We start from the raw sequence: 22,790 nt of genomic DNA, 5'->3' as shown, positions 1-22,790 counted from the left end.
AGAGAAGGCGGCCTATTCTTTCCTGCGCTTCTCATAACCGAAGAACAGGAATACCGCAGCACACAGCAGGTAAGCCGCCGTATCGATCCATTCATATCCTGTTGTATAAATTTCTTTCAGCGTAGCCTGATCCGCAATTGCATTGGTAACCGCGGAACCCACGGCTGCAAGCAATAAAAATATTCCTATGGCAGTCCAGACATTTACCTTGGTAAAACGTATGATAAGTATGGCTGCCCAGACAATCGCGACCCAGAGAACACCGATGGGCAGAGCATACTCCCTTACCCAGTAAACCGGCTGGCTTAAATAGTTGTCATTCACTACATATTCTATTACATACAGAAGCGGAAGCAGAAGAATGCTGGCAGCTGCCGTCATTTTCACGATTTTGTTCCTCTTGCTGATTGCCAGGGGCAGCCCGCAGGCATAAACATAGGCGATGCCGGCATCGACGATCAAGGACCAGGTGAGACGCCTGTTCACTGCAATGTCTACAATAAAGGAGACAAGAACAGCTATAATCCCCATCGATAAGGCAAATCCTTTCAAAACATATAATGTTTTTGTTTTTTTCAAATAGTTTACTACCTTCTCATTTTTTTTGGCAATCGAAATCGTATCATGAATCGTCTTCATCATCGTATCCCGTTCTAAAGCACAGTCTTCGCAATTTGCAAAATGCTCCTCCATCACCTTATTGGTCTCCTCACTGGTCAGCCTTTCCACATAGCTTGGAAGCAAATCCCTTACTACCGCACAATCAATATTCTTTTCCATTATGAATCCTCTCCCTTCAATAACTTTTGCTTTCCTCTGTAAAAGGTTACTCTTGCCCAGTTCTCCGTCACTCCCATAATTTCGCCGATTTCCGCAAAACTCAATTCTCCGGTAAGTCTAAGATACATGACCTCTCTCACCCTTCCCTCCAGCCGGTATATTTTCCGGAACAATTCTACCTTGTCGCATTTCATCAGATATTGTTCCTCCAAGTCCTCCTCGGAGATCTTTTCGGTAAGTTCATCGATGGACACCGTTTTTTTCTTCCGCCGCTCCAGCTCCTTATACCACAGCCTTTTTCCGATCTGGCAGAGCCAGACTGATATCTTGCAGTCTCCGCGAAACTTCTGAATCCCCTTTATCGCTTGATAAAACGTCTCCTGGGTCAACTCTTCTGCCAAATAAGAATCCTGAGTCAGGCAGAATAGATATTTATATACGACAGAAACATTCTCCTCATAGATTTGTTCCATATTCTGCTTATCCAACTCCACACCCCCTATGGCACCGCATACACCGGCCTCAGCCTTACATGACAGAATAAATCCACACACTTTTCTTCCTTTTACTTCCGTTACATTAATAAGTGCGGGAATAATCACAAAACGTTACACACTTTTTAAATTTTTTTATTTAAATCGAATGTCTCGGCAGATTGACTATGAAGAAACGGCGATTTTGAATGAGATCAAATCCGCCGTTTTATTTTACAAAACTAAATTATCAATATTCATCAAGCTTTTTCCTCTGCGTTTTATATCCACTTTTCTATGGCATCTTTCGCTTCGTTCACACTCGCACCGTGTATGGAAAGCGGCCTTTCAACCTTAGCATCCGGGCACAGCGTCTTAATATCCTGCTCGCTGCTTCCTACGTCGCTTCCTTCATGAGTACAAAACGGTTTAATTGTTTTTCCTGTAAAATCATATTTTTCGAGAAAAGTCCATACGTGCATCGGCATGGTCCCCCAATAATTAGGGTAACCAAGGTAAATCGTTTCATATGCCGAAATATCATCCGGCGCATGCTTAAACTCCGGCCTGATATTTGCGCCCTTATCCCGCTTCGCTTCTTCTATACATATATTATAATCGGGATTGTACTCCTTCACCGGCTCAATCTGGAACATATCGGCTCCCGTCATATCACCGATCATCTTCGCAGCTACCTCTGTGTTTCCGATATCCAGACTTTTTATTGCACCATTTACATAATTCTCACCTTTTCTTGAAAAATATGCGACCAACTCTTTTGACATGTTATTTCCTCCTAAAAACATTTTATCCATAGCTTACTTATGTTAACTATTATCTACCGGTACAGCGTACTGGCTTTAAGTACAATTATGACTTGGAGTTTCGTCCAAGGCAAGAATAATTAATTTTTTAACAATATTTTTCGACGACATAAAATTATTCCTGCTAAAATCCCTCATCGTTTGCACGATTATCCCCTTTTTGAATACATTGTAGTAAGAATGAGGATTATGAAATCCAAGGTATTTCATAGGAGTTAGATTAGATTGGATTATAATATTACCAGTAATATGATTACATCAAAAGTAGGCATTCCCTATGACGATATTAGCTGGAACGATGTTACGGGGCAGCCCTTTGGCGTCGCTTCTCAATTTAACGCTATTGTTTTCGGCAATGCTAATAACATCGTGGACACTAGCGGCGCAATGGCTGTTGGCGGAAACTTTGTCAGCCCTAGAGGCCTTAGTCTTTCCTTTGGATCCGGTTTAGAACCGGTAGATATAGGCTATTCCCCTGATATGGTAAGATTTCTTGTAGGGAATAACGTTTCAATGAACGGCCCTTTGGGCGTGGTTGGCCATGTTGTTGCAGGAGGCAACTTCCGTGCTGACAAGGGAAGTACCTATTTAATAGGTAAAAGCGGAGAACCCGGACAGGTACAACAATTAGAGTCTTTATATCACTCCGATTCCGGCAGCCCTTATTGGAAGCCCAGCGAAAAAGGGGATCACTTTGTTATCCCGAGCTACGATGTACCAAGATTTATTCCTGCAAGCCGGATTAACGCAGATACTTCCGGTTTCTTCAGGAATGCGAGAAACAGTATTGAGAATTATAAGAGTTGTATTGAAGATTTGCCTGCAAACGGGGAAATCATCGATAATTTCCACGAATGGATTCTTCGCGGTAACGATCCGCAGCAGAATGTATTCCAGATTGATGTTCCAAATGGTATTTTAAAGAAGGGACTTCGTGCCGAAGTACCGGAAGGCAGCCTGGTTATTATAAAGTTGAGAACGGGAGATAATGCACATCTGCAATATGGTCTTATGGGAGAACGGGGCAGAGCAGACCATACTCTCTATGTATTTGAGGACGCTAAAAATATATTTATGGAAGTTCCTGCTGCAATCTGGGGAAGCATTCTGGCTCCACAAGCCATGTTCCACGCTCACTCGACAGGGGGGCATATTACCGGCAATGTTGCCCTGAATTCATTTGCGGTAAATCCAAACAGCGGTTTCGAATTCCATCTTCCGCCTTTTGTCGGAGGCGTAATGTGCGAAACCGTAGAATCAGTTGTTCCTGCTCCTACCACCCCTGTTCCTGAAACAATGCGGCCTCTGCCTACACCCCCGGAGACTGCTCCCAGTACGGTTAGTCCTGAGGCTGTTGTTTGTCCGGTTTGTCCGGAACCAGCTCCTTGCCCGATTTATCCCACTTGCCCGGAACCGCTTCCTTGCCCGGTTTGCCCGGAGCCTATGCCGTGTCCGGTCTGCCCGACTTGCCCGGAGCCTATGCCTTGCCCGGTCTGCCCGACTTGTCCGGAACCGGTTACTTGCCCGGAATGTCCGCCTTGTCCGGTTTGTCCGGTTTGTCCGGAGCCGGTCATATGCCCGGAATGTCCGCCCTGTCCGGTATGTATGATTACCCCGGGGCTCATCGCCGGTTATATCAAGGGATGCTCCTGCTGCAGCGAGCATGAGTGGGAGCTGCGGCTTTATCAGATATTCTGTAACACTCAGGTTTTATTATCATACAAATGTGTACCTTGCTTTGGGTACTTTGAATTCGAAGTTCCATACAGCGGAAGTTATTTATTAAAGGTATGTCCGTCAAAGAATTTCAGAAGAAACTACAGATGTAAACCGAATATATCACTGAATAATATCGGAGTATCTAACTTTATGATGGAGTAAAGGTTGATTTACACCTTAAAGGCGCAGGAAACGAATCCCTGCGCCTTTTATCGAATCATTCTGCCATTCATTGACAAGGTCATTCACGGTCGGATGAGGGCAAATTTTTTTTCTTAATTTTATCTATAATTAATTTCTGCATCTCATTTTTATTCTTTCCTAAAGCAAAGGCCAGCTCTTCATATAGATTATTTTCTGCAATCTTAAAGTAACGTTCATCTATAACTGTATCCTTCTTTCCTTGCGAACCTCTTTTTCTCATCCTGTAATACATGCTTTTAATAATACTGATTAATATTTCAGGCTCACAGCTTTGGATGGCTTCTTTATATTTTTTTTCGCATAATCTGCTGTCATCAATCGGCATTTCTTCTATTTCCGGAACTTCATCAATTATTTTCCACGCTTCCTCTTCATTAATAACTTTGCGGATTTTATGTTTAGTTCCCCCTACCGGAATATATATTTTTGCACCTGCTTCTTCCAATGGAATCATAAGGTAATAAAGTTCATCCTTGGCGGCCATAGAAATATCTAAATATGCAATATCCTCGATTTTACATATTCCATAATTTGAGTTGACTACTACATAATCACCGATTTTAAACATTTATATTACTCCTATATTCTTGTCTGATTATTATTACCATCATTATTAATATAACTAAAAAAGGAATCCTTACACTCAGTGAATTAGAGTGAACCGCATCCTTCCGTCTGCCCAATAATTACTAGTTGTTTATTCTATATTTATTATTATAACAAATTTTATGACTTTTTGTAAGTGTTTTAATGAATTATATAAAAAATACAATATTATTATTTTTTTGTATTTATATTTTTATTATTTTTTCAAATAGGTAATACATTATTTAGGACTGATGAGGACTATAATTGGGATCTTCAAAATCTCCTTGTAGGACGTACTTCCCTATAAGGATTAGAGTGTCAAAAGGTCTTTTTGACATCCTAATCCTATAAGATAAAAATAGAGCTTATTCAAGATACTCATTATGAGACTCCTGAACAAGCTCGATATGATTTTTTTTAATATATTGAACTAAATTATATTACTGCCTATTCTTCTCGAACATCTCGCTGACATCCTCCAGATTCAGCCTGATTTTTATATGCTGGGGACAAACCTTCTCGCATTTTCCGCATTTGATACAGTCGGAAGCCGCTCCTGCATCCTTGGTACTCACGCTGTAATAGACATCGCTGTTCCAATCGTTATATTGTTTTTTGGCATTGTAACACGCGAAAAGGTCGGGAATCGCTATATGTACGGGGCATCCGTCCACGCAGTACCTACAGGCTGTACATGGAATCATGTCCTGATTCTTAATTATTTCCCTGATATGCCCTATCAGCTCGAATTCATCATCCGTAAAAGGAACGAAATCCTTCATATAGCTGAGATTATCTTCCATCTGCCCTATCGTGCTCATTCCGCTGAGAACCATGAACACCTTGTCAAAGGAAGCACAAAAACGAATGGCGTAGCTTGCATAGCTCGCTCCTTTTCTATGCTCATCCAAAATAATCTCCGCCGCCTTCGGCAAATTCACAAGTCCGCCGCCTTTCACCGGCTCCATTACAATAACCGGCTTATTATGCTTCTCGCATACCTGATAACAGAGATAACTTTCAATACCCGGATCATCATAATCCGCATAGTTGAACTGTATCTGCACCACCTCGATATCAGGCTGTTCGCTTAGAATCTTATCCAACACCGCCGCCTTATCATGAAAAGAAATACCGATATGCCTGATCCGGCCTTCAGCCTTCAGCTGCCTGGCAACTTCGAAGGCATGACACTCTACGTATTTCGCATAATAATCGGAATTCAAGGCATGCATCAGATAATAATCGAAATACTCTACCCCCGTATTCTCAAGCTGCCTTTCAAATAATGGGATAATTTCCTCCTCTTTCTGGAAATAGCTGGAAGTCAATTTGTCGGTAAGGATGTAAGACTCTCTCGGATACCTCTTTACCAGACAATCTCTGATCGCCGTCTCACTCTTCCCTCCGATATAGCCGTGGGCAGTATCGAAATAGCAAAAACCCTCCTTAAAAAACGCGTCGATCATCTGATTGAACTGCTCATAGTCCACTTCCAATTCATTTTCCCCCTGCCTCATGGGAAGTCTCATACAACCAAAGCCCAGTTTCTTCATCTTAATAACCACACCTTTCTCCCTATTGTTTCGCAAATTAATATATATCACCCTTTCTTGGGACATCGGAAAATCACTCGTTAAAAGCTTTTATTTTCCATTTATTAAAATACTACACCTTGGAGTTAAGTTTAAGTCAAGAGAATTTTCAAAAAAATTTTTATACCCATTTTTTAATGTTTTTTCGTATATTGTATAAAAGTACTGTCTGCCCCAATGTGTATATGATATTCAGCGAAATAAATATCAGAACAATTATTACGGCATTCGTTCCAAACGGTATATAATCCTTAATTGAAACGGACAGTGACCGCTGGATGAACCCGGCCATCGATATACTTGGAATGATCGTCAGAAAAAAAGCCGTCCATAAAATGGGTCTGTAGATATCTACCAGCATCCTTCTGATATCCTTAAGCGAATAACCAATTAAATTCAAAATCACCATATCCCGCTTATTATCCTGGAAATTTACATAAACTGCCAAGAACAGTAGGATTCCACCTACGATTCCTCCGATGACTTGGTTGATGACAGCACTGGTATTGTTCGATACCTCATCTTTTTCCAACCCGAGGATACGTTGTTCCCTATCTGTCGTTTCTCCTCCGCCCGCAGGTTTTTCCATGGTCCAGACGCCATTATAGGCTCCTGCCGGTATTCCCATTATCTCCGCCAGCTGTGCTGCATTTGCCAAAATGCTTTCAGCCTTTGCATTAGCAGCAACTCCGGCTACGACAAAAGTATATTCCCTGCCGTCTATAAAAACAGCAAGAGAATCTCCTTTCCGGACTCCATACAACTCCGCCAGCCCCGGATTAATATAGATACTGCCCGCATCGGGAACGGACATCAGCCTCTTATCCATATCCTGAAGCTCATATAATCCGTTCAAACCATACAATCCGATTATTGTCTGCTCTATCTCATAGCCGCCCGCCATCAATCCGGCTTCATGATAGAGGTAGGACAATCCTTCAAACGGCAGGGGGTCCTCCATGTAAGCAGGATACTTCGTATCGAAATCATAATTATGGCCCATCATTTGAGAATTGAAAACCTTTTGACTGCTGGAATTCAAGGACTGCCCCAAGATAACACAAACATTGAAGGCCGTTACCGCCACAAAGATAAGAGACACTGCAAGGGGCTTTCTTAATGCAATCCGAAGAGGGAATTCATTTTTTACAGGAAGAAACTTCACAATTCTATCGGCCATCAATAAGGTCTTTCGAACGCCGCTTCCCTTTTTTCCCGCAATTAATGCTCCCGGCTCCTTGCCCCGTATAAAGAAATAGCATAGAAAGGCGTTCAGGCAAAGAATCACCGCCGCACCCAAGAATCCCTCCATGATGGTAAAAGGAGCAATGCCCTTTATAAGTCCCGTAACGGAATAGGTTCTCATGTTGGCCTTTACCAGAATGTCCGATAAAAAATATCCTCCCGTCAGCCCGGCAAGAGAACCGGTAACAGACATCACCGCAGTAAATAACACAAAATAAAAACCCAGCGACCTATCCGTAAAGCCCAAAGCTTTCAGACACCCGAAGGCCTTTGTATTCGAGCCGAAAAAGCGGTAAAAAAACATAAAGAAAACAAAACAAGTCAGACCCAGCATGGAAAAGAAAAAGGTATATGCCAATGATGTATTGGAAGCCAACGCATTTTTATATTGCACCTGATTTGCGCTAAGACGCGGAAGCGATTCCAGTACGGCCGTGTTGCCGTCGATAGAAAATCTTACAAAATAAAAAGAAAGTGCGCTTAAAAAGGTGAGTAGAAGCAGCAGCCATACAAATACCTTATTTTTCCACACTTCCTTTGTTAATTGCTTATACAATAGTCTCATATTTACCCCCATATCATGGCATCGGCCGTTATCGGAGCATCGTTTCGGACGTCCTGGTATATCATCCCGTTCTTCATCGTCAAAATGCGGTCTGCCGTTTTGGCGATCTGCTGATTATGTGTGGTGAACAAAACGGCGATACCGAAGACCGATTTTAGGTCATGCAGCAGCCCTACTACCTTTTTGCTGTTTTCTTCGTCCAAAGCTCCCGTAGCTTCATCACAAAACAAAAGGCCAGGACCTTTGATAACTGCACGTGCGATTGCTGTGCGCTGCTTCTGACCACCGGAGAGCTGTGCCGGAAATTTGTCCAATATGTCGTCGATTTCGAGAATACGAACTAAACGCTCAAAAGAAAGGGCACCCTTTTTGGAGCTGATGCCAATCTTTATATTTTCTTCCACCGTCAGATTCTCTAACAGCAGATATTCCTGAAATATGTTCCCGGCTTCGGTACGTTTCCAATCGGCAAGCCTTCTTTCGGACCATGTAGTCATCATCTCCTCCCCGTACTTCACACTTCCCTGTGTAGGACGTATAAGACCCGACAGGATGTTCAGCAGGGTGGACTTTCCTGAGCCGCTGGGGCCGAGTATCGCCGTAAATGTATTTTCGTAAATATCTAAAGAAACGCCTTTGATAACCCTTTCCTTTTCAAAATCCTTAATAATGTTTTCCGCTTTCAATATAACCTTCAAAAATCTTCTCCCTTCATAATTTTAATTTAATAGGTAATTGCGAAACTCGTTACCTTCACCAATTTTATGTGCCATTTCATAACTTAGCTAAAACTTTCCACGGTGTGTCTGTTTTTGCCTCCTTTAGTGAGCGGCTTGTATTTTCTTAAGGAAACCGACGCTCTCAGGGAAAACGCCGCAAGGATGCGGCGTTTAGGCAGCGGCGCACATGGAGGTGCTTTGCTGCCGACCCGTCCGGTTATGACTGCTTCAAGGTTTCCTTTAAAAATACAGCCGCAAATGACTATTTTAATTTAAATGAATCCTTGCGTTCCCGAAGCAGGCGATTGATTTCCTCCATATCTTCTTTTGCGCCGAGGGCACTAATAAAATAGCCTATGACATAAATGAGCAGAACCATAATGATCAACACACCTATGGGCGTACTGCTGTACCAGTCAAAAACAAGTCCGAAGACAACGATTACGGCTGTTGCATAGGTAATGTTCAACAGCGCCTCCAATATAGGATATTTGTTTTCATACTTGTTAGTAAAGATAAACCCGAAATGTACTGCGGCATTTGCTATGAGAACCTCAAAAACAGTAGTGACAAAAAGACATTCGCCTCCATACAGCAAAGCTACCGCCGCCAAAACTACAAGAGTAATACCTGTGGTTGACATAATATTTATTAAAATCCTCTTCATGCTTCCTCTCCCCTGAGCTTGTTCTTAATGCCATTTAAATACTTTCTTGTTACATAAAGCCGTTCTCCATTTTTCAGCATCGCTTCCATCCTGCTGTTGAATAAGGTCTTTATCGTATCCAGAACATTTATATTCAAAATACAGGCCTTGTTGATCTGAACAAAATCTGTATCGGACAGCATATCAAGCAGCTGATAAAGACGCAGCTGCGTTCGGTATACTTCATTTTCGCAGTAAACATATGTCCTCTTATCCACACTTTCAATGTAAAAAATATCCGCGGCTTTCACTACTTTCTCTCCATCCTTCGATTCACATAAGATTTTTGTATCTGCCGCCTGAAGAAGCGAAATGAGACGCTTTACGTCCTGGTCCATCTCCGCATATTTAACAATTACTTCCGTCTCCTGCTGCTCAGGATTTCTTTCTAATCTAAGAAACAATCTGCCACCCCCATATGCGTTACTGCTCGCTCTGTTCTCAGTAATCCGTATACTCTTATCATGAGTATAATAGGGAGCCATCCCCTTGGCAATAAACTTTCCTCCCAAATACAAAAATCGGCGACCATCATGCAATTAAAAAAAATAAAAGGACAATAAACCTCGATTTATCCATCTGATATTGGATAAGTGACATTTATTGCCTTTTTGTTCATATCATATAAGTCAGTTAAACTGTCGTGTGCATTCCATCAGCGGTTTGCCTTTTATCAACAGCTATAAGTATAATTGTCATCAAGAAGCTTCTGATTGTCGTCAAGCTGTGAGATTCCGTCCTTATGGATCTTTTTCAGCACTTTCATGGACAAAAACAGTAAAAGCTGTGAAACTGCCGCTATCCCAAGCATCAGCAGAGCGTTGCTCGTGAAGGTCGCTTCTCCCAGACCGGAGCTTATCGTTTCTCTAAATCCGTAAATGGAGTGTGTCATGGGCAGATACGGATGAATGTTCCTGAAGAACTTATCAGTAAGAGGCATCGGGAAGGTTCCTCCCGAGCCCGCAAGCTGCAATATGAGCAATATCATAGCCACGAATCTTCCCGGATTATCGAAGGCCATCGCCAGAAACATGATGAGGAACATGTATGCGTACGCAGATACCAACGCCACCGCAAAGTATTGAAGTATATGATCCGGCTCCAGGCCGATGAGCATCATCACTCCGGCTTCGATAAGGGCCATTGCCGTAGCCCCGGCAGCTCCTACTGTTATCTTGCTTATCCACCACTGGAACACTGATTTTTCTTTTACCGCAATCTTGCGAATAGGGTAAATGAAGTTGAATACAAGACACCCCACATACAAGGCCAGCGATAATACATATGGAGCCAGCGCATGGCCATAATTAGGCACATCGCTGTACTTTTCCTGCGTGATCTCATTTGGCTGTGCGATCATCTCCGCCGTCTTATCCGTCGTATGAACGTCATTTACCTGTCGGGAACCGTCACTTAAAGCCAACGCCAATTCGCTGCTTCCGTCTTTAAAGGTATTCAGGCCATCCTGAAGGGTTATGCCGCCGTCCGCTAATTTCGCCGAGCCTTCGGTCAATTGTGCGGAAGCCTTCTGAAGCTTCGTCTGTCCTGCCATAAGGTCATCGTTATTCTTTACCAGCTCTTCACTGCCTTCTTTTATCGTATTGGTACCGGATACCAGTGCGTTCACACCGTCTTGAAGAGCAGGCACATTGTCGTTGAGCTGGTTAAGTCCGCTGCTCAGCGTCGATGCCCCGCTATTGAGAGCTGCGGAATTGTTCTTCAAAGTTTTCACACCTTCGTTTACCTGCTCTACTCCCGCAATATAAGTATCCAAGCCTGTGCTGAGCTGCGCTGAGCCTCCTTCCAAACCGGTCTGGAGACTGGTAATGCCTCCCGTCAACTGACTCATGCCGGGGATAAGCTGACCGTCCAAAGCTGCCTTTACACTGCTTAAGCCTCCCGAAAGGCTGGCAATCGCGCCCTGAGCTCCCGGAAGCACCTGATCAGCTCCCGCCGCGATCTGATTTACCGCCGCTGCCACCTGGGCGGCAGAGCCTGCCGCTGCCGACATGGCACTCACCTGCGCGCTCATGTTTGCCGCACTGGCCTCAATGCCGGATACTCCGCTTTCTACCGCATCCATATTGGCTACGATGTTCGCCGCCTCAGCCGAAATACCAGAATCAGATCCGCTGTTTGATGCTGCCGCATCGATCATGCCAAGCACGATGCTCTTGGAATTATCGTCCAAATCCGATGAGTTGCTTACCGCTTCTCTAAGTCCGTCCAATGCAGAGGATTCCGAAGAGACAGTGGCGGCGCTGTTCATTATATTATTCGCGCTGCTTTTTGCCGCTTCCGCCGCATTGATAATGTTCGCGGTATCATCTCCCGAAATATTCGAAACTGCTGCATCCGCCGCTGCCGGACTGGCTGCACCTGCTGCCGCCAGCATTTGGTTCAGGCCCTGGATGCTGCTATTGAGATCTGTCAACCCTTTATCGAGTGCCGCCAGCTGTTCCGCACCGGAATCGATCTGAGTGCCTATACTGCCTGACATCTGGGTCAGGCCTGCCGAGACCTGATTTGCTCCGCTTTGAAGCTGTGCGGTTCCGTTGCTTAAACCGGCGACTAAGGTAGTTACCCCCGTCTTAAGGGCAGTTCCATTGTTTGCCAGGGTATTGGTTCCGTCCGCCAGCCTGGATACACCGCCGGTATAGTCCTTGATGCCGGATGCCAGCTTGCCGGAACCATCATCCAGCCGGTTTACGCCGTCCGCTAAGTCGGGGACCTTTTCTCCCAATGTATCCACACCCGCCTTTAATTCACCGAGACCATCGTCCAATTTAGCTGTGCCCTCCAAATATTGTCCGAGAGCAACGCTGAAGGTTTCTTCTCCGTCGCTGAAGGTTATGGTGCTGTCCGCCAACGTATTCAATCCGTCCGTCAGAGCCCTGCTTCCTTCCGCCAAATCATTGGCACCCTCATCCAGCTGCTCCGCTCCGTCAGCCGCCTGTGCAAAGCCATCTCCGATTTCGGAGAGCTGGTCGAAGATCGCTTTGGCATAGACCTCGGTGACCTTCTCGGAAACTTCGCTCTTTAGCTGTTTCATGGCTGTTTCACCGATTACCTCGCCTAAGTAATTCAATGCACCGTTTGTTTCATATTCGATATTCATTTTCTTCGGGCGCTCATCCATGACTGTCGCAGCATTTGCGGAAAAGTCCTCAGGAATCGTTACGATCATATAATATTCCTGATTTTCTAAACCTTGTTTCGCCTCCTCGCCCGAAACAAACTCCCAATTTAAGTTCTCGTCTTCCTTAAGCTGGTCTACAACCTCTGCTCCTACATTCAGCATTTTTCCGTTGTATTCCACTTCTTTATCTTCATTCACTACCGCAACCGGCAAGTCTCCGGTTTTTCCATATGGATCCCAAACGGATTTCAGGAAAAATGAAGCATAGAGAATCGGGATAAAAGAAATAACAATAAAAGAAATTAATAAAATTTTGTTCTTAAGGATTGCCTGCCATTCTTTTTTAATCATTTCCATGAATCGAATTCATCACCTTTCTAATTAATAACTCTCTTTTTTCTTCCGGCTGGTTCCAATCGTACAAAGCCAGCTTTTCTTCCCCCACCGCTTCCATAAGCAATTGATAAACCGTCTTGTTCCTCAGAGAATCCCTCCATAGCCTGTCGGCCTGTGCAAATGCATTTTTCAAGATTGCGGTGCCTTGATCTGTAATGAACGGGAAATCCTTGAATACTTCACTGATAAGCTCCGTATCGGTAAACGTTTCAATTGGTCCTTCCAGTGCTTCCACCACCTGAAGTAAATTAATGTTCTCCGCATTTACCGCCAGCGTAAAGCCGCCGTTGTTTCCCGAAACGGAATTCACCAGCCTGGATACAACCAGCTTACGGATAATTTTCCTCAAATAAGAGGGAGAACACTTTAACCTCTTGTTTATTTCCTGTGAAGACAAGGGAATACCGGGGTCCTGGGTTGCAAGCAGAACGATAATACAGGCCGCTTGTTCAAATCCTTTTGTAAGTTTCAACGTCTTACCTCCTTAACATATCTTGCGAATAGCAATACGGTTTATAAATCAGTTTATAGATAATCATTATCTATTATGGATATTAGTTATCTACAATTGGCAATTATACTACTCTCACATCATATTGCAAGTAAAAAAAATTGTGCTTATGATGAAAATATTCATCATAATGCACAATTTTGTAAACCTGTTCAACTTGCTTAGATATTGCCGTCTCCGTTTATTATTTGCCAAAACTAAATCAGCAATTTGTAGTAATACTTTCGCTTCTCATCATAAACATATCCATTTGCAATCAGTACATGATTGGACGCATGATTTTCCGGCTCCGGCTGAACAACAATCCGTCTGGCTCTTTCTACTGTTCGAATAGTATCTGTCAGCAGCCCCACAATTGCTTTCCCATACCCTTTACCAAGATAGGCTTCATTACCAATCAGGTAATCGATCGAAAAAGTATCATCAGGCGCTGATACACTGTACCAATCTTCCATGTCTCCCGCAGCATAGCAATCGTAATATTGACAAAAGCCAATAGGTGTTTCGCAATCCATAACTATAAAATGGTGTATCCATGAATAAACATCATGTCGTTTATGTATTTCGCCAAGCCATTCGTCCGCATCGTGATACCACTTTAAGATATAGTCCTTATTCAGCCATGAAGTCAACAAATCTATATCCGCATCATCAAGGGGACGAAGAAGCAGTTCATTGCTTCTCATTGTTCCGACCTCCATTCCAAAATATAAGCTGTGTTTATTATAATACAGCATATTCATCAGCCACTCAACTTTAGGACATTATAATTAATGCACAATTTTGCACCGATGACAGTAAGACGATGGACGGATTCAAAAATTAACAATGACCGGCATATTTTACTCACTTGTTTACGTATGCTCTATTCTATCACACTTGCGCCAGTTGTTTTCCAAATTCTTCGCACTGAGCTAATCCGGAAGCATCCGGCATCTCCTGACACATCAATCCTTCTCCGTTCAGTACCGACGCACCTGCTGCATTCATTCTCTCTACCCATTCGCGCATCCATTGTCCGTCGCCCCATCCGTAAGCGCCGAACAGTCCGATCGTCTTTCCTGCTGCGAACCCTTCCACATCACATACAAACGGCTCCATTTCGGATTCTTCTAACACTTCAACGCCCATAGCCGGACAGCCCAGAGCAAATGCCTTCGCCTTTTTCAGTTCCGCCAAAGAAGCACCGCTCACATCCACCACCTCGGCTTCCCTGCCAGCCGCTTCGATTCCTTTACCTATCGCTTCCGCCATAGCTTGCGTATTCCCTGTTTGTGACCAATATACAACATAAATTTTTTCCATATCTTTTTCCTCCTAGGCCGCTTTCTCCTGCAGCCAATCCTCTCTGTAAATTTCTATAATGTCTTTAATACCTACTCCGAAAAAAATCAATTGCAGCATCGTTTCTTTTACTATTTCGAATTTGCGGAAAAGCTGCTCCTTCGCAGAGATGTTCTCATATACCTTCCAATAACCGGTAAGCATGGAATTTCTCCCGTTATAGCGAATGAAGCCTTCCACATCTTCAATCGGATAACCCATCAGAACTCCCATTTCATGGGGAAACTGTATCTTATCCGACATGTATTTTTTATACCTTTCTCTAAAAACCGGCAGTATGTCATACAGAGAATTCCCATGGTATCCCATTTCGCCCAGCAGCTTTACCACACGCTCTTCTTTTAGATACGAAGTCAGCTTCTTCTCATTAAATAAAAGAATCGCTATTTTCTCTTTGCTATTTCGCAGTACATAGCTGGAAATACTTGTCGACCTCAAAATCATCATAAGCTCGGCGAGTTTGTCTCTGCGGATAATCAATAGATTCGAAATCTTCAGACCCGATATGAGCGGAGCACACTGCAAAGCCAGTTGTGTTTCTATGTCTTTTAAATCCATTTCCTGCATTATATTAAATGCTTCCTTGCTCATTTCATCTCCTTTCCAGTTAGTTTTGACTAACCTATGGATATGATACATTTTAAGGACGGGGTTCGTCAAGGGTATTATTGAGATAATTCATCATTTGTTACTTATCCCTCTTAATCCACCGATTTCAGCGCCTCAACCATATCCACCTTTCTAACTTTCCGGCATACGAACAGATTGATAAGAATTGAAAATATCGCGATAATAAGAGCTATCGTCACAAAATGCACCGGGGAAATATATGGTGTCCACTCCATATTTTCCATGGAAACCACTCCCACATAAAGATTTAGGAATGCAAGGCTTCCCGGAACTCCAAGCACCATGCCGGTCAGCAGATTCAATCCGCAGTCCGTAAGAACCATCCTGTTTATCTCCTTTTTATAAAAACCGAGTACCTTCATGGTTGCATATTCGCGGTAACGTTCAATAAAACTTAAGGTTCCCAGATTATACAGGATGACTGCCGAAAGCACTAATGCCGCCAAAATCAGGATATACATAATAGACCGCACGCTTTCAAGCATGGTATCCATGTTTTCACGCTGTTCGTCAATAGATGTCAGCCCGGTTACCAGATCGCTGCCTTCGATAGCTTCATAACCTGAAGCATTTCCAAGATAAACAGTATTAGGCGTAAATTCTTCCTTCCACGCAGCTTCCGATAAAAAGATTCCCTGAGGCATCTTTGCATCTACAACTGCCTTTATCTCTATCTGAAATTCCTCCGCCGAAGTATCCGGCCGGCAGCGGATGATATCCCCTTCTCTTACTCCCATCTGCTTTGCCAGCCTATAAGTAATAAAAGCTCCGTTTGCCGGAAGCTTCTGTTCTTCGCCGCTCTCATAAAGAAACAGGTGAAGCAATGTTCCATCCGATATAATGGATAGTACTCCGCTTTTCTCCATATCATTTTTCCTAAAGACGGCGGTCTTTGCTTCCGAGTACTGAACATTGTCGTCCGCAAGCTCCTGTTGCAGCAGTTTATCTCCGCCTTTCTTTATAGCAGCGGTATACTGATAGGTATATTCTCTTTTGAATACATCATCATAAGAACTATTAATGGAATCCCATACTCCGATACCGGCTACCATTAGTATCATACTTCCGGCAATTGCCACCACTCCCATAATATAACGTGCCGGATGAATCTTTATCGCCCTAAGAGTCCAAAGCCACTCATAAGATAAACGGGAACGTTTCAGCGGCTTATCACTTTTTTGTTTCTGCTCTACAATCCCCCTTATGATCTGCGCCGGCACACCTTTTATGACCTTACGGGCTGTCAGTATCGCGGCCAGAGTACAAATAAGTACGATTGACAGCCAAAGCACAGCACTCTCAGTTCCAAGCACCTTACTCCACTCAGGAAGCGTGAGTGTGGTTTTCTTGATATTCATTACCAGTTCCGATATGAACAGCCTGCCTGCCAGAATTCCGAAGCTTCCGCCAAGCAGGGATACCGCCATGCCATACAAGGCATAATGCCCATAAATCTGCCTCTTATAGAATCCCATCGCTTTCATAGTTCCAATCTGTACTACCTGATTATTCACCAGACGGCTCATTGTCGTATACATCGTAAGCAGGGAAAGCAGCACAAATACTATCGAGAACAACACTGCCATCTTTTTAATCTGTTCCTGCTCCTTTTGAACCTGCCAGATGGATGGCATATCTTCCCTCAGGGAGACGGAATACAGCCTTTCGTTAAAAACTTCCTCCATGTCCTTTCTGACCTGTTCCTTCGAAACGCCGGATTTACCTGTCATATCGATTCTTATCTGATTATTTGCTACAGCGCCTAATAAATCCCTGACATAAGCTTCACTCATATAGGCATAGCCATATCTGAGATGATTCGGTACGCTGTCCGTACCATATGTAACAAAATAAATATTCTCGGCATCGAGAACGGTTCCCTTTACGATGACTTCAAATATTCCGTCATTGATCGATACATCGATCGTATCCCCCGCACTTAGGTCATGCTCTGCGGCGTAGTCCTCATCTATCCATATTCCGTCCGTATCGCTGTAATGCTCTCCGCTTCTGATCAGCGGATTTAGAACGCGCAGGCTCTCCTCCTTCAATGTTACCACTCTGAGCTCCGTATCCGTTTCTTTTCCCGTCCGGCCTTCCACAGAAAAACTCATTGCCGCCTCAGCGTTTTTAACATAGGACAGCCCTCTTACCGCCTCCATGTCTTTATCTGTAATCTGTCCCGCATACACCCACACATCTGCCAGATCAGTATCGGCAAAATATTCTTCCGACGATGCCTTCATTCCGTTCCAGACACAGTTCATTCCGGAAAATATGGTCATAGAAATCATAGCCATCATAAACACGGAAAAAAACTGCGACCACAACTTTTTCAAATCTCTGAAAAACTTCACATATAAATATTTCATTACCACTCAACCTCCTCCATGCCCACAGGATTTTTATTGTCGGCAATTTCTTCGATCCTTCCGTCCTTCAGCCTGATCAGACGGTCTGCTGCCGGTGCGATTGCCGCATTGTGGGTAACGAGTACTACCGCATTCCCATATTTGCGTGACATTGACTGGAGCATGACAAGCACTTTCTTACCCGTCTGACTGTCCAGGGCAGCCGTCGGTTCATCGCAGAGCAAAAGCTTGGGATTTTTACACAAAGCTCTTGCTATGGAAACCCTTTGCAGTTCTCCGCCCGACATCTGTGCTGGGAGATTGTCTGCACGCTGTGACAGCCCTACCGCTTCCAGCGCTTCTTTGGCAGTGATTGGAGCTTTACTCAGCTTTACCGATATATCCACATTCTCGTAAGCCGTCAGATTGGGAATAAGATTATAGAACTGGAACACGAAACCGATGTCATGGCGTCTGTATACCGTCAGTTCCTGCTCATTCAGCTTTGACACCCGGCGCTTCCCTACCTGTATGTCACCGCTGCTCGCATAGTCCATTCCTCCCAGCAGATTTAGTAATGTAGATTTTCCGGAGCCTGACGGACCCAATATGACAGTAAATTGTCCATTTTCAATTTCAAGGCTTACATTGTCCAACGCTCTGATCACGGCCTCACCTGACCGATATTCTCTTGTTACATTAGTAAAACGGATAAAGCTCATCGATATTTCCTCCCTTGTCTAAGTCTGTATAGAATCATCATAACATGAGCAATAGCTCACGTTATAAATATAGCGCTCCGTTTTATTGTTGTCAATATTTTTATGAGCATTTACTCATATATTAGAAATTATGAGGTATTGTTCATACAGCGGCTTAACACTTGCTGTTAAGCTGCGTAAGAACATGATTCAGGAGATGATTTCTGCTTCGCGAAGCGAATTTAAATGCAGAAATCATGCGTTACTGTGAACAGAGTGAACAGTAACAGTCTTGTTTTTTAATCGTCATATGTTAAAATAAATTAGGATGAAAATGAAACGATATGGCGCGAAAACTTGCATACGGAGGAATTAGATGAGTAACAAAGAAATCCGCATACCGAAACAGGCACGCAGTATAGAAAAGAAAAAACAACTAAAACAGGCAGCACTTATACTTTTTTCCGAGAAGGGCTTTCACAATACCAGCTCCAACGAAATAGCAAAAAAAGCCGGCTTATCCATCGGAACATTCTATTCCTATTTTACGGATAAAACAGCTCTTTATGAAGAATTAGTCAAAGATCTGTATCAGGATGCCCTGGCACAGATTCCGGATATTGGGCTTGAAAATGAGGACGACATGATACCGGACCCCGCAGAACTGATTAGAAGCTATATACAGACTATTATGCAGATACACACCTATATGCCTGCATTTCAGAAGGAAATCACAAGTCTCTCCCAGCAATATGAAGAATTCCGTGTACTTGAAGAAAAATATCGCAGCTATGCTGCCGAAAAGGTTCTTCGGTTACTGCAAGGCTACCGCAAACTGCTTAGGATTACAGACTTTACCACTGCCGGAATGATTATTCAAAACAGCCTTGAGGCGGTCGTACATGAGGTGCAGTTCTATCATACTTCTTACGATAAGGATAAAGTAGTCGACGAACTGACGGATATGCTTTGCCGGTACGTCATTAAGGCTGAATACTTGAAGTAATCCATACTCCGTCCATCTATAAATTGCAAGGAAAACTGGATAAATATAATCTTATATTTATGTTATTTATTCTGATATTATTTGGGCTTTGATTATATAAATCCCGTTTCCTTAACAAATCGGCTTTATACCTTGGCGGTTCCCAGCCTGGATTCCTTTAAATGTACGGCGAGCAGGGATACCGCTTGTATAATATGTACCATTACAATTATGAGACCATACTTATTTAATTTAAATGTGAGAAAGAATATTAGTGCAAAAACCAACTCTATTATCAAAATGAACCGAACGTATTTTTTATATACCTGCTTTTCATTATCGCTCAATTTCTTTGCTTCACTTTGTATGGGAGCCAGAAGCAATATGACGGCAGTACCGATCACCTCTGCCGTAAGCAGCGGTACAAAATCGACAGGAAACTGGAATTTTTTGACGACCAGCACAACACCTGCCACTGCAATATTGGACAATATTATGCATATCCATGTTTTGGACGCGTGATAACCGCCGCAATAACTCCTCAACGGTATAAACATCACCATGAATAATGCCACACTTACCAGTTCCCCCGAAATCAAGCCTATTATTATGGCTATGATAATATTTATCATGACTTCCAGCACCAGCGTATAACCATATCGATACACGCTGGTGTCTTCTCCGGAAATCATTCCGTTTTTAAGCTGCCTGTCAAGAATAAAATCAACAACTCTTAAGATCATTATTGAACCTTTTTAAACTTATTTGCCGCTTCCGGAAATTCGGGCTGATGAAATATCCACGTACAGCATACATTTGCAGTTTGCACTACCATCATAAGTGCCAGGCAATTCATGATACCAAGTGTTTTGCATACAATGTTTTTTTTCATTTTCATAAGAATATACCTCCGTGTTTTTTTGTTATTCTACATTCATCTGTATAACTAAACAATATAATTGGCAATTTTTGCAACCTGAAGAACAGTTTTTGTCAAAACACAGAAGATCTATCCCCCGGTCAAGACGGGCTGCCGCACTTTTTCATATTGTACCTCCGCTTGCGTATCGTGACGGATACCATTTTTGAAACCATGCTGTAAACGCCCCCATCAGTGCAGGCAGGACAGAGTTGATTAATCCTACATAGGGTGAAAGCACTGTCCCCATCAGGATATATGTCCAAATGGGTGTGACAAGATAGAGCACACCCCAGGCTATGGTCAAGATGCGGTTTGTACTGATAAACAGCGGATTCTCAAAAGCTCTTTCCCCGCCGTAACCCTCTGCGCTGTAATAGGCGGTCAGAGGCACTTCAGGAAACGCACCGGTAAACCACATCAGCCCAAATATCAAATAGCTGGCGGACACGATCAGTCTCACATCCACACCGAGCAGCACCGCCAGTGAAAGCCCTGCCACAATGGGGATGCTGATTTGCTCGTAGACGACAGGACGGAACTTAATCCATAACAGCGGAATGAGCGCCGCCACCGCAATGCCTATCGCGCCGCCGACAACAGAATTGATGGCCATTGCTATCCAAATGACAATCCATGGCGCAAGAAGAAGCACCATATTGGTTTTGTGCGTTGTCTTATGTTCTGAACGCTTTGGCAGCGTTTGTTCCCCGAACAGATCATCCCATTTGAGCATGAGGCTGAAATCACCAGTGACTTTATAAAGCCTCTGAAACAGTGCCTCCTGCCCTGAGATTTCTCCGCGAGCAATGGAACGCCAAACCGAGTACGGCGTTTCGATTCTCGTAGTGTACGGCTTGAAATCGTCCGTTATGACCTCCGAACCTTGCTTTTTCAGCAGGATTTGATAAGTTTTTTCAATGTCGGTATAGTAAAACTCTATTATGCGCTCCACACCGTCCGGCTTATATAAGGCTGCCATTTGCGTTGTAAAATTCAGACTGTCGTCCGCGGGAGTTCCCGAATCCCCGTCTTTGGCAATTCCCCAGGAAGCATCTGCCATTTTCTCAAATATATTACGCGGATATAACGGCTCAGCCAGCTCCGCTTGCGTTCCGGCATGAATCCCTCCGGCGGCATACTCCGCTCCGGCGCAGCAAACAAGCTCTAAATATGTATTCGTACGGGCTTTTAACTCGGGTATGCGGAACAATTCTCCCTGACCGCAATAAATTGTCGCGTAGTTGCCCTTTCCGCAAAAGTGGTCAAACATGGCGGTGACCGCTTCGTAATTTCCTTTATGTGTCCAAAAACCGCAAGTTGAAATCACGACGTTCTTTTGGTGGCTCAGATCGTATCGCGCCGGATGACCTCCGCTTTCATTTTTCTCTTCCATGAACGGCAGGTTCAAGGGGAGTTGGCGGTCGATGAGATTTTTCAGTCCGCCGGGGACCCCGAAATAGTAAAGCGGAAAAGACCAGATGATCACATCTGCGGCAATTATTTTGGATAGGATTTTATCCATTCCATCATCTATGACACACTTCCCCGGCGTCTTATTCCAACAGGCAAAGCAACCCAGACAAGCCTTTATGCCTGCCTGTGCCACATCAATTATCTCTGCATCCGACCATCCGGCTCCATCCAAAAAAGCACGGGTCAAACACATGGTATTGCTGCGTTCGCCTTTCGGTGAACCATTCACAACTAAGACTTTCATAGGCCCCTGTCCTCCAAAATGGTGATTGCTTTCTCTGCCCAATCCAGGCTGGCATCGTAGAATGCTTCGCCGTAAAGGATAGAGAGCTCCCAAAACGCTGCCTTTCTCTTATCTCCTACAACCGCCCCGTATTCCTCGCTCGCGGTATGGGCAGCCCTTAATGATTTCCTGCTTTCAAGACATTTATCCCGATATGCACGGAGCATATCGAGTGACTGCTCGATATTTGTTTCTCCGGCAAAAAAAACGCGTATTAAAAATGCGCTCTTAACACGCATCGCGTCGGCAATATCCGCCTCCGGCAATGAAAGCCAGCAAGCAAGTTCTTCTTTTCCGCTATCTGTTATGGTATATACTCTCTTGTTCGGTTTTTCAGTTTGCATAATTCGTTCGCTGGTCAGCCAGCCGCGCCGTTCCATCGCATCCAGTTCGCGGTAAACCTGACTGGTCTTTGCCTGCCAGAAAAACGAAAGAGAAGCCTTAAACGCCTTATCCAGTTCATAGCCTGTCATAGATCCGTAATTCAAGAGACCCAGCAGACCGTGTTTTAGTGACATACGAACACCTCCTTCATATTATACAAGTTGAATATATCACAATGACAATATGGTGTCAAGGTCGAACCGGCCTGTCAGCCTTAAAGATTTCTAATATTTTTTGTCAAAAAATAGATGTA

22 protein-coding genes are annotated in these 22,790 nt (G+C 43.7%); 2 read left to right on the top strand and 20 right to left on the bottom strand.

Annotated features, from left to right (window positions below; translation table 11 throughout):
- Window positions 1-12: 12 nt before the first annotated feature.
- The 3 genes from V6984_RS07320 to V6984_RS07310 form a co-directional block, all read right to left on the bottom strand.
- Window positions 13-780 carry a DUF6320 domain-containing protein gene (locus V6984_RS07320; RefSeq protein WP_342759129.1) on the bottom strand — a complete coding sequence of 256 codons (768 nt, stop codon included), beginning with the start codon at window positions 778-780 and terminating at the stop codon, window positions 13-15.
- Window positions 780-1,382 carry a sigma-70 family RNA polymerase sigma factor gene (locus V6984_RS07315; RefSeq protein ID WP_342759128.1) on the bottom strand — a complete coding sequence of 201 codons (603 nt, stop codon included), beginning with the start codon at window positions 1,380-1,382 and terminating at the stop codon, window positions 780-782. Before V6984_RS07315 ends, V6984_RS07320 begins: the two co-directional genes overlap by 1 nt.
- Window positions 1,383-1,534: 152 nt before the next feature.
- Window positions 1,535-2,038, bottom strand: coding sequence for a flavodoxin (locus V6984_RS07310; protein ID WP_342759127.1), 504 nt, complete (start codon window positions 2,036-2,038; stop codon window positions 1,535-1,537).
- A 264-nt stretch (window positions 2,039-2,302) separates the two neighbouring features.
- Between V6984_RS07310 and V6984_RS07305 the strand changes: the two genes are divergently transcribed.
- The gene (locus V6984_RS07305) at window positions 2,303-3,958 is read left to right on the top strand and encodes a collagen-binding domain-containing protein (RefSeq protein ID WP_342759126.1); all 1,656 of its coding nucleotides are present in this window, start codon (window positions 2,303-2,305) and stop codon (window positions 3,956-3,958) included.
- Window positions 3,959-4,037: 79 nt separating this feature from the next.
- Here V6984_RS07305 and V6984_RS07300 read toward each other — a convergent pair whose 3' ends face one another.
- From V6984_RS07300 to V6984_RS07240, 13 genes are all read right to left on the bottom strand, one after another.
- Window positions 4,038-4,568: a CarD family transcriptional regulator gene (locus V6984_RS07300; RefSeq protein ID WP_342759125.1), complete on the bottom strand. Its 531-nt coding sequence runs from the start codon at window positions 4,566-4,568 to the stop codon at window positions 4,038-4,040.
- 460 nt (window positions 4,569-5,028) lie between these two features.
- On the bottom strand, window positions 5,029-6,156 hold the full coding sequence (locus V6984_RS07295; RefSeq protein WP_342759124.1) for an aldo/keto reductase: 1,128 nt from the start codon (window positions 6,154-6,156) through the stop codon (window positions 5,029-5,031).
- Window positions 6,157-6,304: 148 nt separating this feature from the next.
- A complete protein-coding gene (locus V6984_RS07290; protein ID WP_342759123.1) occupies window positions 6,305-7,993 on the bottom strand; it encodes an ABC transporter permease in 1,689 nt (562 codons plus the stop codon).
- 2 nt (window positions 7,994-7,995) lie between these two features.
- The gene (locus V6984_RS07285) at window positions 7,996-8,691 is read right to left on the bottom strand and encodes an ABC transporter ATP-binding protein (protein WP_342759122.1); all 696 of its coding nucleotides are present in this window, start codon (window positions 8,689-8,691) and stop codon (window positions 7,996-7,998) included.
- Between the two features lie 283 nt (window positions 8,692-8,974).
- Window positions 8,975-9,379, bottom strand: coding sequence for a DUF3021 family protein (locus V6984_RS07280; RefSeq protein WP_342759121.1), 405 nt, complete (start codon window positions 9,377-9,379; stop codon window positions 8,975-8,977).
- On the bottom strand, window positions 9,376-9,930 hold the full coding sequence (locus tag V6984_RS07275; protein ID WP_342759120.1) for a LytTR family DNA-binding domain-containing protein: 555 nt from the start codon (window positions 9,928-9,930) through the stop codon (window positions 9,376-9,378). The genes V6984_RS07280 and V6984_RS07275 overlap by 4 nt, the downstream gene beginning before the upstream one ends.
- Before the next feature lie 161 nt (window positions 9,931-10,091).
- Complete coding sequence (locus V6984_RS07270; protein WP_342759119.1) at window positions 10,092-12,914, bottom strand: YhgE/Pip domain-containing protein; 2,823 nt, start codon at window positions 12,912-12,914, stop codon at window positions 10,092-10,094.
- On the bottom strand, window positions 12,901-13,425 hold the full coding sequence (locus tag V6984_RS07265) for an Rrf2 family transcriptional regulator (protein ID WP_342759118.1): 525 nt from the start codon (window positions 13,423-13,425) through the stop codon (window positions 12,901-12,903). Before V6984_RS07265 ends, V6984_RS07270 begins: the two co-directional genes overlap by 14 nt.
- Window positions 13,426-13,661: 236 nt before the next feature.
- A complete protein-coding gene (locus tag V6984_RS07260; RefSeq protein ID WP_342759117.1) occupies window positions 13,662-14,150 on the bottom strand; it encodes a GNAT family N-acetyltransferase in 489 nt (162 codons plus the stop codon).
- A 187-nt stretch (window positions 14,151-14,337) separates the two neighbouring features.
- Complete coding sequence (locus tag V6984_RS07255; protein ID WP_342759116.1) at window positions 14,338-14,769, bottom strand: flavodoxin; 432 nt, start codon at window positions 14,767-14,769, stop codon at window positions 14,338-14,340.
- A gap of 12 nt (window positions 14,770-14,781) precedes the next feature.
- Window positions 14,782-15,399: a DUF3793 family protein gene (locus V6984_RS07250; RefSeq protein ID WP_342759115.1), complete on the bottom strand. Its 618-nt coding sequence runs from the start codon at window positions 15,397-15,399 to the stop codon at window positions 14,782-14,784.
- 110 nt (window positions 15,400-15,509) lie between these two features.
- On the bottom strand, window positions 15,510-17,810 hold the full coding sequence (locus tag V6984_RS07245; RefSeq protein WP_342759114.1) for an ABC transporter permease: 2,301 nt from the start codon (window positions 17,808-17,810) through the stop codon (window positions 15,510-15,512).
- Window positions 17,810-18,511 (bottom strand): ABC transporter ATP-binding protein, encoded by a 702-nt coding sequence (locus V6984_RS07240; protein ID WP_342759113.1) that lies wholly within the window; start codon window positions 18,509-18,511, stop codon window positions 17,810-17,812. Before V6984_RS07240 ends, V6984_RS07245 begins: the two co-directional genes overlap by 1 nt.
- A gap of 355 nt (window positions 18,512-18,866) precedes the next feature.
- Between V6984_RS07240 and V6984_RS07235 the strand changes: the two genes are divergently transcribed.
- Window positions 18,867-19,496: a TetR/AcrR family transcriptional regulator gene (locus V6984_RS07235; RefSeq protein ID WP_342759112.1), complete on the top strand. Its 630-nt coding sequence runs from the start codon at window positions 18,867-18,869 to the stop codon at window positions 19,494-19,496.
- A gap of 125 nt (window positions 19,497-19,621) precedes the next feature.
- On the opposite strand, the gene V6984_RS07230 is transcribed toward V6984_RS07235, so the two are convergent.
- From V6984_RS07230 to V6984_RS07215, 4 genes are all read right to left on the bottom strand, one after another.
- On the bottom strand, window positions 19,622-20,218 hold the full coding sequence (locus tag V6984_RS07230) for an accessory gene regulator B family protein (protein ID WP_342759111.1): 597 nt from the start codon (window positions 20,216-20,218) through the stop codon (window positions 19,622-19,624).
- Window positions 20,218-20,373, bottom strand: a complete 156-nt coding sequence (locus V6984_RS07225) for a cyclic lactone autoinducer peptide (RefSeq protein WP_342759110.1) — start codon at window positions 20,371-20,373, stop codon at window positions 20,218-20,220. The genes V6984_RS07230 and V6984_RS07225 overlap by 1 nt, the downstream gene beginning before the upstream one ends.
- 145 nt (window positions 20,374-20,518) lie before the next feature.
- Window positions 20,519-22,114, bottom strand: a complete 1,596-nt coding sequence (locus V6984_RS07220; RefSeq protein ID WP_342759108.1) for an NAD(P)H-dependent oxidoreductase — start codon at window positions 22,112-22,114, stop codon at window positions 20,519-20,521.
- Window positions 22,111-22,671 carry a PadR family transcriptional regulator gene (locus V6984_RS07215; RefSeq protein WP_342759107.1) on the bottom strand — a complete coding sequence of 187 codons (561 nt, stop codon included), beginning with the start codon at window positions 22,669-22,671 and terminating at the stop codon, window positions 22,111-22,113. The genes V6984_RS07220 and V6984_RS07215 overlap by 4 nt, the downstream gene beginning before the upstream one ends.
- Between the last annotated feature and the right edge of the window lie 119 nt (window positions 22,672-22,790).

Origin of the sequence: Kineothrix sp. IPX-CK (genome assembly GCF_039134705.1) — a bacterium.
Taxonomy (GTDB): Bacteria; Bacillota; Clostridia; order Lachnospirales; family Lachnospiraceae; genus Kineothrix; species Kineothrix sedimenti.
This window is presented reverse-complemented; position numbering and strand designations above follow the sequence as displayed.

What these genes read in the sequence shown, in the direction of transcription:
- V6984_RS07320 (WP_342759129.1), bottom strand. Translation starts at nt 780, where the DNA reads ATGGAAAAGAATATTGATTGTGCGGTAGTAAGGGATTTGCTTCCAAGC.
- V6984_RS07310 (WP_342759127.1), bottom strand. Translation starts at nt 2,038, where the DNA reads ATGTCAAAAGAGTTGGTCGCATATTTTTCAAGAAAAGGTGAGAATTAT.
- V6984_RS07300 (WP_342759125.1), bottom strand. Translation starts at nt 4,568, where the DNA reads ATGTTTAAAATCGGTGATTATGTAGTAGTCAACTCAAATTATGGAATA.
- V6984_RS07290 (WP_342759123.1), bottom strand. Translation starts at nt 7,993, where the DNA reads ATGAGACTATTGTATAAGCAATTAACAAAGGAAGTGTGGAAAAATAAG.
- V6984_RS07280 (WP_342759121.1), bottom strand. Translation starts at nt 9,379, where the DNA reads ATGAAGAGGATTTTAATAAATATTATGTCAACCACAGGTATTACTCTT.
- V6984_RS07270 (WP_342759119.1), bottom strand. Translation starts at nt 12,914, where the DNA reads ATGGAAATGATTAAAAAAGAATGGCAGGCAATCCTTAAGAACAAAATT.
- V6984_RS07260 (WP_342759117.1), bottom strand. Translation starts at nt 14,150, where the DNA reads ATGAGAAGCAATGAACTGCTTCTTCGTCCCCTTGATGATGCGGATATA.
- V6984_RS07255 (WP_342759116.1), bottom strand. Translation starts at nt 14,769, where the DNA reads ATGGAAAAAATTTATGTTGTATATTGGTCACAAACAGGGAATACGCAA.
- V6984_RS07250 (WP_342759115.1), bottom strand. Translation starts at nt 15,399, where the DNA reads ATGAGCAAGGAAGCATTTAATATAATGCAGGAAATGGATTTAAAAGAC.
- V6984_RS07245 (WP_342759114.1), bottom strand. Translation starts at nt 17,810, where the DNA reads ATGAAATATTTATATGTGAAGTTTTTCAGAGATTTGAAAAAGTTGTGG.
- V6984_RS07240 (WP_342759113.1), bottom strand. Translation starts at nt 18,511, where the DNA reads ATGAGCTTTATCCGTTTTACTAATGTAACAAGAGAATATCGGTCAGGT.
- V6984_RS07235 (WP_342759112.1), top strand. Translation starts at nt 18,867, where the DNA reads ATGAGTAACAAAGAAATCCGCATACCGAAACAGGCACGCAGTATAGAA.
- V6984_RS07230 (WP_342759111.1), bottom strand. Translation starts at nt 20,218, where the DNA reads ATGATCTTAAGAGTTGTTGATTTTATTCTTGACAGGCAGCTTAAAAAC.
- V6984_RS07225 (WP_342759110.1), bottom strand. Translation starts at nt 20,373, where the DNA reads ATGAAAATGAAAAAAAACATTGTATGCAAAACACTTGGTATCATGAAT.
- V6984_RS07220 (WP_342759108.1), bottom strand. Translation starts at nt 22,114, where the DNA reads ATGAAAGTCTTAGTTGTGAATGGTTCACCGAAAGGCGAACGCAGCAAT.
- V6984_RS07215 (WP_342759107.1), bottom strand. Translation starts at nt 22,671, where the DNA reads ATGTCACTAAAACACGGTCTGCTGGGTCTCTTGAATTACGGATCTATG.